A 9,650-nucleotide genomic window follows, 5' to 3' on the forward strand; every position below is an offset into this window, starting at 1 on the left:
CAAACGGACATGAAGCCCTAAAGCATAAAAGAGACCTAATCAAACTTTGCTTTTTTAATTTCAATCTCTCACTTTATAACCATCTCTCGAAAAAATAACATTGGAACAAAACAGTTTTCCAAGTATTATAATGTCCTAGTCGAGGGATGCTGCGACATTTGATTTATGACTATAAATCACTTGCCAGGCTCGACGATCGGTTAAACATTCGTTTTAACCAACAACGGCATCCGCGAACTGAATGATCAATACTATTTTTTCTAGGAGATCCTGATGAACGCGGTGAATGCTTCATTTACAGATTATAAAGTTGCTGATATTTCCCTTGCTGACTACGGTCGTAAAGAGATCAAACTTGCTGAAGCAGAAATGCCAGCTTTGATCGGCTTACGTAAGCGTTATGCAGCTGCTAAACCACTTGCTGGCGCTAAAATTTTGGGTTGTATTCATATGACAATCCAAACAGCAGTTCTTATTGAAACTTTGATTGAACTCGGTGCGGAAGTTCGTTGGACTTCATGTAACATCTTCTCAACACAAGACCATGCTGCTGCTGCAATTGCTGCTCGTGGTATTCCTGTTTTTGCTTGGAAAGGCGAAACTGAAGAAGAATATGTGTGGTGCTTAGAGCAACAAATCAATGTGAACGGCAAACCTTGGGATGCCAACATGATTTTGGACGATGGCGGTGACTTGACTGCACTTGTTCATGACAAATACCCTGCTCTTTTAGAGCGCATCCACGGTATTACTGAAGAGACCACAACAGGTGTACAACGTTTGTTGGAAATGTGGAAAGATGGTTCTCTTAAAGTTCCTGCAATCAACGTTAATGACTCGATTACTAAGTCTAAAAACGACAACAAATATGGTTGCCGTCACTCATTAAATGATGCAATCAAACGTGCAACTGATATGTTACTTTCTGGTCGCCGCGCTTTAGTGATTGGTTATGGCGATGTAGGTAAAGGTTCAGCTCAGTCTTTACGTCAAGAAGGCATGATTGTTCGTGTGACAGAAGTGGATCCAATCTGTGCAATGCAAGCATGTATGGATGGTTACGAGGTTGTTTCTCCATATAAAAATGGCGTTCAAACTGGCAAGAAAGAAGACATTAACCAAGACTTGTTATCAAATACTGACCTTGTTGTCACAACTACTGGTAACTACCACGTATGTGATTCAGCGATGTTAGACAGTTTAAAAGCTGGTGCTGTGGTATGTAATATTGGTCACTTTGATACTGAAATCGACACGGCATACTTACGTGGTTATAAATGGGTTGAAGTGAAGCCTCAAGTTCACCAAGTGTACCGCTCAGAAGATGAAAATAACTATCTCATCCTTTTATCTGAAGGTCGTTTAGTGAACCTTGGAAATGCAACAGGTCACCCATCACGCGTTATGGATGGTTCTTTTGCAAACCAAGTGCTCGCACAAATGCATCTTTTCGCTGAGAAATTTGCAGATTTACCAGCTGATCAAAAGCAAGCGGCTATTCGTGTTGAAGTTCTTCCTAAGAAATTAGATGAAGAAGTCGCAGCGGCAATGGTTGCAGGCTTTGGTGGTGTAGTAACTCAATTAACTCAAGTTCAAGCTGATTATCTTGGTGTACCTGTTGAAGGTCCATTCAAATCTGACGCTTATAAATACTAAGAGAATTAGGGCAGACGTTTTACGGACTGCCCTTTTTTATAAAATCTTCTCAGTAATTTATAAAAGGATTTGAAATGACGAAACGAGTGCCTATTTCTTTCGAGTTTTTCCCACCGAAAACTGATGCCGGTGCAGAAAAATTACGTGTTGTTCATCAAGAGTTACAACTTCTCATCCCTGAGTTTTTTTCTATTACTTACGGTGCCGGTGGCTCAACCCGTGAACGTACTTTAGCAGCGATTAATGATTTTAATGGTAAGGGCACACCAGTTGCACCTCACCTTTCTTGTATTGGTGATGACAAAGCACGTATTGCTGAACTTCTTGATCTTTACAAATCACAAGGAATTGACCGCATCGTTGCACTAAGAGGTGACTTGCCTTCTGGTCAGGTTGGCTTAGGTGAACTTCCGTATGCTCAAGACTTAGTTCGATTCATACGCGAACATTCAGGTGATCATTTCCATATCGAAGTTGCTGCGTATCCTGAAATGCATCCACAAGCTGAAAGTTTTGATGCAGACATCCAACGGTTCGTCGAAAAAGTACAAGCTGGCGCAAATGCAGGAATTACCCAATTCTTCTTTAATCCTGATGCATATTTCTATTTCATCGAACGCTTAGCGAAATCAGGAATTAATATTCCTATCGCACCGGGTATTATGCCGATCACAAATGCAAGCAACTTGATTCGTTTTGCGGATGGTACAGGTGCAGAAATCCCACGTTGGATTCGCAAGCAACTTGCAGCTTATGGTGATGACAGCGCAAGCATTAAAGCATTTGGTCACGAAGTCATCGTTAACCTTTGTGAACGCTTAATTGCTGGTGGAGCACCTACGCTACATTTTTACTCAATGAACCAAACTGAACCAACCCGACAACTTGTTGTTGATTTAGGTTTAAACTAATTTCTACGAGCACGACCCAAGCATGAATCGTTTTTATATCGAAACTGAATTAAATACTGGCAACACGATTGAATTAACTGAGTCAGTATTTCATCATTGGGTTCGTGTACTTCGTGCGAAAGTACAAGAAAAAGCCATCTTTTTTAATGGAAAAGGTGGTGAATATCGTGTAACGCTAACTGAAATTAACAAGAAAAATGCTTTCGTATCTGTTGATCATTTTGAAGCAATCGATCGAACTGCACCATTCAAGGTGATTTTGGGTCAAGTGATGAGCAAAGGTGATCGCATGGATTATGCGATTCAAAAAGCAACTGAACTTGGTGTGACAACGATTCAATTATTAACCAGTGATCGTTGTGAAATGCGTCTTAAATATGACCGTGATCAAAAGAAATTAGACCATTGGCAATCAGTTGCAGTCGCAGCTTGTGAACAATGTGGGATGAATATTGTGCCCAAAGTTTTAGCTCCAATTTCAATCGAAGAATGGATTCAAACAGATCTGCCGATATCACGTTTTGTAATGGCACCGAACAAAGATCAAAAAAATGTATTACTAGATGCACAACCAGAACTCGCTTTATTGATCGGCCCAGAAGGCGGTCTGAACGAATCAGAAATTGAGCTATCGAATCAACATGGCTTTGTAAATTGGTGTATCGGCGATCGTGTTCTAAGGACAGAAACAGCTCCAGTCGTGGCTTTATCAATTTTAAATTATCACTTTGCTAGCAATTGATTCATTTCATTTGCTTTCAGTTGTCTTTAGCGTTAATTTAAAACAAAACTCTATAGTGTTTACAAAAAAATAAAGACTGTGAACACTGATAAAAAACGAAAAGGATTATTCTTTATATGTCAGGGGTTCTGGAAAAAAATTTGCCACAATTTATATATACGGATCAGATTAATTATCCTAACCATATACGTCTATTTGTTGTAAGCGTAATCTTCATTATTTTAATCGATTATTTTTTATTCGGTTTTTTCTATTCATTTGATTTAAACATCTTCTCTATTTGGACGATAAGTTCACTGATTCTATTAAGTATTTTTTTAATTATCTGCAACTTCTCGCTTAAACATTACACATCTGTTCGTCATGCAAAAAAAACCAATCTGACTTTTCAACTGATTTGTCTTTGTATAGGTAGCTTACTGGGTGTAGGCAGTGTGGTTATTAGCCAAATGCTTATTAAAGATGTTCCCCATCTCTCACACTCTCATATTCTCACATTAACTGCACTACTCCTCACATCATCACACATTATTTCGCTGACCTTTTTAACACAGCATATTCGCTATTTTTTCTTGTTTTTTATTCCTAGTGTTCTCCCTCTTGTTCTTTCTCAAATTATAAATAGAGACCAAGAACATACTTTGTTTTATGTAGCCTATTATTTTTCTTTTATTGCAACTTTATTATGTGCACATGCAACGTTCAAAATTCATAAACGTTTCTTTCAAGTCCTTGAAAAAAATAAGCAACTGATAGATGTTGCAGAACAACATAACCAATGGACTGAAGAACTATGCCAACAATTGCAGCGAGAAGTAAATAAATCTAAAGATATCGAGGCACAACTGCAATTCAATAACCATTTATTGGAACAGAAAGTACGTGAACGGACATACGATCTTACTAAGATGAATGAGCGACTCGAAGAGCATCGTCAAAATTTAGCATTTGCGCATGAAACTGCTGGAATCCGTCCATGGGAATGGAATCTTGAAGAGAATACAGTTGGTGTAACAAATTCTCACCAAAAAGAAGTGACACGCAATTCAGAGAATCATTACGAACTATTGAGTAAAATCGTTCATCCTGATGATGCTGAACGTGTAAAAAATACGATTTATAGTCATTTGTGTGGTCAAACCAAACGTTATGAAGAAACCTTCAGAATAAAACGTCCGAATGGTGATTGGAGTTGGATTCATGATGTTGGTCAGGTTATTCAGCGAAATCCAAAAGACGGTACACCACTTAGAATGGTTGGTATTCATCGAGACATTAATCAAGAAAAGAAAGATCAAGATCGACTAAAATTGGCAGCAAGTGTCTTTGAACAAGCATCTGAAGGTATTTTTATTCTAGATGAAAACTTTAACTATCTTGAAGTCAATCCAAAATATGAACAACTTACTGGTTTAGACAAACAATATATTTTGAATAAACATTTATTCGAAATCACAAAACAGACTAAACAACATCACTTAAATTTTCATCTCTCTATTCTCGATACTTTACATGAAGAATTTGAATATGAAGGAGAGTTCCAAGAAACCTATCTATCTGAAAAATCTTGTTTTCTTTGGATACATATCAATGCAGTTAAAGATGAATCTGATCGAGTATTAAATTATATCGGTATCGTTTCAGATCAAAGTGAACGTAAACACCAAGAACAACGCTTATCATATTTAACCAATTATGACACTTTAACTGATCTACCAAATCGCTTTTATTACCATCAACAACTCCATCAATACTTAGTAAATGAAGCATTGATTCAGCATCTAGCCGTCATTCGTTTAAATATAGATCGATTCCGTGCATTAAATGAATTATTAAGTAATCAAGCTGGTAATGAGCTTTTAAAACAAGTTGCACAACGCTTACGAATCAGCAATATAGATGCATTATTGGTCGCTCATTTAAGTGCTGATGATTTTGCAATCATCTATGAAATGTCCCCTTTGCATCCTCCAATTCATCAAATTTGCAATAATATCGTAGAAGCCTTTAGCAAACCTTTCTACATTGCCGATCAAGAACATGTGGTTAGTATCTCAATTGGTGTTGCAATTTACCCTGAGCATGGACGTCAAGTAGATAATTTAAATACTCACGCAGAACAAGCACTCACAGAAGCCAAACGTTTAGGTGGAAATACCATCCGTTATTACTCAAGCGAACGCACAAACTTTGTAGCTAAGCATACGGATTTAGAGCTTGATCTAAGAAAAGCAATTCAAAATAAAGAACTTGTGGTGTATTACCAACCAAAGATAAATACTCAAAATTCCAATATTACAGGTTTTGAAGCTCTGATTCGTTGGAAGCATCCAACAAAAGGCTTAATCATGCCTGATATCTTTATTCCACTTGCTGAAAGTACAAGTCTAATTTCTGATATTGGTCGTTTTGTACTTTATGAGGCAGCTCGTCAACTTCAAGTTTGGCAAAAACTTGGCTTTGTCCACATACACGTTGCTGTAAACATTGTTGCTCAACAAATCTTGCGGGGACAATTGCTTCAAGATATTGATGCTGTTTTAGATCAATACTCAATTGGTGGGGAAAATCTTGAATTAGAAATCACTGAATCTGCATTTTTAGAAAATACCGAAAACGTAAAAATGGTGCTTTGTGCACTCAAAGAACGCAATATTTCAATTGCATTAGATGACTTCGGGACTGGTTATTCTTCACTCGCCTACCTAACCGAATATCCAATTGACATTTTAAAAATTGACCGTGCATTCATTTCAAAAATTGGTGATCCAAAACAAGATGCGATAGTTAATGCCATGATTGCCATGGGTAAAACCATTGGCTTAAAAGTTGTTGCTGAAGGTGTAGAAACTGAACAGCAACGTGACTACTTGAAGCGACAAAATTGTGACATATTACAGGGTTACTTATTTGCGAAACCTTTAACTGCTTCGGATGCTACAGACTACTTGCAACAACACATGAGAATGTCAACCGCGAGATATTCCATATAAAGTTACAATTCGAGCTTTTTGAATGTTTATTTTGATCAAAAAATAAATTGTCAATAAGCACATACGTTCAGTGAAAATAAGCTATTTTGACTGGGCGAATGCGTGAACTAGTGCTATATTCTTGTGCACTTATCTTAATATAATAATCAGACATATATCCTGATTATTATCGGAACAATCGAGACTCAGATGGACGATCAATCTTTAAAACAAGCCGCTTTGTATTACCATGAATTTCCAACCCCAGGAAAAATCAGTGTGACACCTAGCAAGCAGCTCGTTAACCAACGAGATTTAGCGCTTGCATATTCTCCAGGTGTTGCTGCTCCATGTTTGGAAATCGAACGTGACCCTTCTGCTGCTGCGAAATACACAGCTCGCGGAAACCTAGTCGCAGTCGTGAGTAATGGTACCGCCGTGCTTGGTTTGGGTAATATTGGTCCTCTTGCCTCTAAACCTGTAATGGAAGGTAAAGGCGTTTTATTCAAGAAGTTTGCTGGCGTTGATGTTTTCGACATCGAAATCGCTGAAAATGATCCAGATAAAATCGTCGATATCGTGGCATCTCTTGAACCAACATTTGGTGGTATCAATCTAGAAGATATCAAAGCACCTGAATGTTTCTATATCGAGAAAAAATTACGCGAACGCATGAAAATTCCTGTGTTCCATGATGACCAACACGGTACAAGTATTATTGTTGGTTCTGCACTTCTAAATGCATTGCAAATCGTAAATAAAAAAATCGAAGATATTAAAATTGTCGCTTCAGGTGCGGGTGCAGCTGCCATCTCTTGTTTAGATTTATTGTGTGCACTCGGTGTAAATAAACAAAATATCACCGTAGCTGACTCTCGTGGTTTGCTTACAACTTCACGTGATGGTCTAGATGAATCAAAGAAACGTTATGTACAAGACATTCAAGCAACGCAATTACATGAAGTAATGGCTGGCGCTGACATGTTCTTAGGTCTTTCAGCAGCTGGCATTTTAACCAAAGAAATGGTTAAAGAAATGGCTGAAAACCCAATTATCTTTGCATTAGCTAACCCAGATCCGGAAATTTTGCCTGAACACGCACATGAAGTTCGCCCTGATGTCATTATGGCAACTGGTCGTTCAGACTATCCTAACCAAGTAAACAACGCGCTTTGTTTCCCATATATCTTCCGTGGTGCACTAGACGTCGGTGCAACTACAATTAATGAGGAAATGAAGATCGCATGTGTACATGCAATCGCTCGCATGGCTCATGTTGAAGCGGATGCTGCAACGTATGGTGAGAAATCAGCATCTTTTGGTCGTAATTATTTAATTCCTCGCCCACTTGATCAACGCTTGATTCTTGAAATTGCGCCAGCGGTAGCTAAAGCAGCGATGGATTCAGGTGTAGCGACTCGTCCTATCGAAGATTTTTCTGCTTACCGTCAGCGTCTTTCTGAGTTTGTATACAACTCAGCATTCTTGATGAAGCCTATTTTCTCTCAAGCTAAATCTGATCCTAAACGCATTGCTTATGCTGAAGGCGAAGACGAACGCGTATTACGTGCAGTACAAATCGTTGTTGATGAAGGTCTTGCTAAACCAATCCTGATTGGTCGTACAACTGTGATCGAAGCGAATATCAAGAAATTAGGCTTACGCTTACAACATGGCGTAAACATTGAAATCGCAGATCAAGAACAAAACCCTTTATATGAAGAGTTCTGGAAAGACTATTATCAAACGATGCAGCGCAAAGGTGTAACAGTTGAGTATGCTCAGCGTGAAGCACGTCGTCGCTCAACACTAATCGCAGCATTGATGGTGAAGTTTGGCAAAGCTGATGGTATGTTGTGTGGTACTTATTCAAGCTACGATATCCATTTAGATTTCGTTAAAAATGTCATTGGACTAAAAGAAGGGCGCAGTACATTCTTTACTTTAAATGCGCTTATGCTTGAAGATCGCAACTTATTTATTGCTGATACATATGTAAATACTAACCCTACTGCTGAACAGCTTGCTGAAATGACAATTTTAGCTGCTGAAGAAGTTCGTCGCTTTGGTATGACACCTCGTGTTGCTCTGCTTTCTCACTCTAGTTTTGGTAGTGATCAGTTTGACCCAAGTGCTCAAAAGATGCGTGAAGTCTTCCGTTTACTTTCAGAACAAGCTCCTGAGCTTGAAGTTGAAGGTGAAATGCATGGTGATGCAGCATTAGACGACAATATTCGTCATTTTGCATTCCCGAACTCACGTTTTAAAGGTTCAGCAAATCTTTTGATCATGCCTAATCTTGATGCAGCGAATATTTCATTTAACCTCTTAAAAGCAACTTCTGGTAACAACGTTACTATTGGTCCTATTTTATTAGGAGCTGCTAAGCCAGTTCATATTTTAACCCCAACGGCAACAACACGTCGTTTAGTTAATATGACAGCATTGACGGTTGCAGAAATTCAACAAAGTCAAAACTGATTATCTTAAGCGAAGCTTTTCGAGAAAAGCTTCGCTTAATGCTTGAGAAAACCTCTATTCTGTTGCATGATTGTGTGAAGAATAGAGGTTTTTTATGCAAGTTTATTTAGTAGGCGGTGCTGTCAGAGATCATTTACTTGGGCACCCCTATCACGAAAAAGATTACGTGGTGGTCGGAGCAACACCCGAACAATTACTCGCAGATGGATTTCAACCTGTAGGTAAAGACTTCCCTGTATTTCTTCATCCAAAAACAAAAGAAGAATATGCTCTCGCGCGTACAGAACGTAAGTCTGGCGTGGGATATCATGGATTTCAATTTCATACCGATAAAACAGTCAAATTAGAAGAAGATTTAATACGTCGTGATCTCACCATTAATGCAATGGCAATGGATGAAAATGGAAACATTTATGACCCATATGGTGGTCAAGATGATCTTAACCAAAAAATTCTTCGTCATGTCTCAGATGCTTTTATTGAAGATCCACTCCGTGTTTTACGCGTTGCAAGATTTGCTGCACGTTATACAGCTTACGGATTTAAGATTGCTGAAGAAACATTAAACCTAATGAGTGAAATCGCAAGTTCTGGTGAATTAGATGCACTAACACCTGAACGGGTTTGGAAAGAAACTTCTCGTGCATTGATGGAAGATCATGCCGATGTGTACTTTCAAACGCTCAGAGACTGTAATGCTCTCAAAGTTTTGTTTCCTGAGATAGATGCATTATTTGGTGTCCCACAACGCCCCGAATTCCACCCAGAAATTGACTGTGGTATTCATACATTAATGTCATTAAGACAAGCCTGTTTAGCAAATTACGCCCTAGACGTTCGTTATGCAGTACTTGTACATGATTTAGGGAAGGCACTCACACCTGCTGA

Annotated in this window: 6 protein-coding genes; all 6 read left to right on the forward strand. The window is 38.5% G+C overall.

Annotated features, from left to right (window positions below):
- The first annotated feature begins 273 nt into the window (after positions 1–273).
- Positions 274–1,656, forward strand: a complete 1,383-nt coding sequence (gene ahcY / locus A2003_RS05090; RefSeq protein ID WP_004955169.1) for an adenosylhomocysteinase — start codon at positions 274–276, stop codon at positions 1,654–1,656.
- Between the two features lie 74 nt (positions 1,657–1,730).
- On the forward strand, positions 1,731–2,567 hold the full coding sequence (metF, locus tag A2003_RS05095; RefSeq protein WP_286686896.1) for a methylenetetrahydrofolate reductase [NAD(P)H]: 837 nt from the start codon (positions 1,731–1,733) through the stop codon (positions 2,565–2,567).
- 22 nt (positions 2,568–2,589) lie between these two features.
- Complete coding sequence (locus A2003_RS05100; protein ID WP_286686897.1) at positions 2,590–3,309, forward strand: 16S rRNA (uracil(1498)-N(3))-methyltransferase; 720 nt, start codon at positions 2,590–2,592, stop codon at positions 3,307–3,309.
- A 116-nt stretch (positions 3,310–3,425) separates the two neighbouring features.
- On the forward strand, positions 3,426–6,302 hold the full coding sequence (locus A2003_RS05105) for a bifunctional diguanylate cyclase/phosphodiesterase (RefSeq protein WP_286686898.1): 2,877 nt from the start codon (positions 3,426–3,428) through the stop codon (positions 6,300–6,302).
- Between the two features lie 189 nt (positions 6,303–6,491).
- A complete protein-coding gene (locus tag A2003_RS05110; RefSeq protein WP_005402331.1) occupies positions 6,492–8,762 on the forward strand; it encodes an NADP-dependent malic enzyme in 2,271 nt (756 codons plus the stop codon).
- A gap of 94 nt (positions 8,763–8,856) precedes the next feature.
- Positions 8,857–9,650 (forward strand): multifunctional CCA addition/repair protein (locus tag A2003_RS05115; protein WP_286686899.1); only part of this gene is annotated, 794 nt, incomplete at its 3' end.

The sequence above is a fragment of the Acinetobacter sp. GWC1_38_13 genome, from assembly GCF_001767535.1.
Lineage (GTDB): Bacteria > Pseudomonadota > Gammaproteobacteria > Pseudomonadales > Moraxellaceae > Acinetobacter > Acinetobacter junii.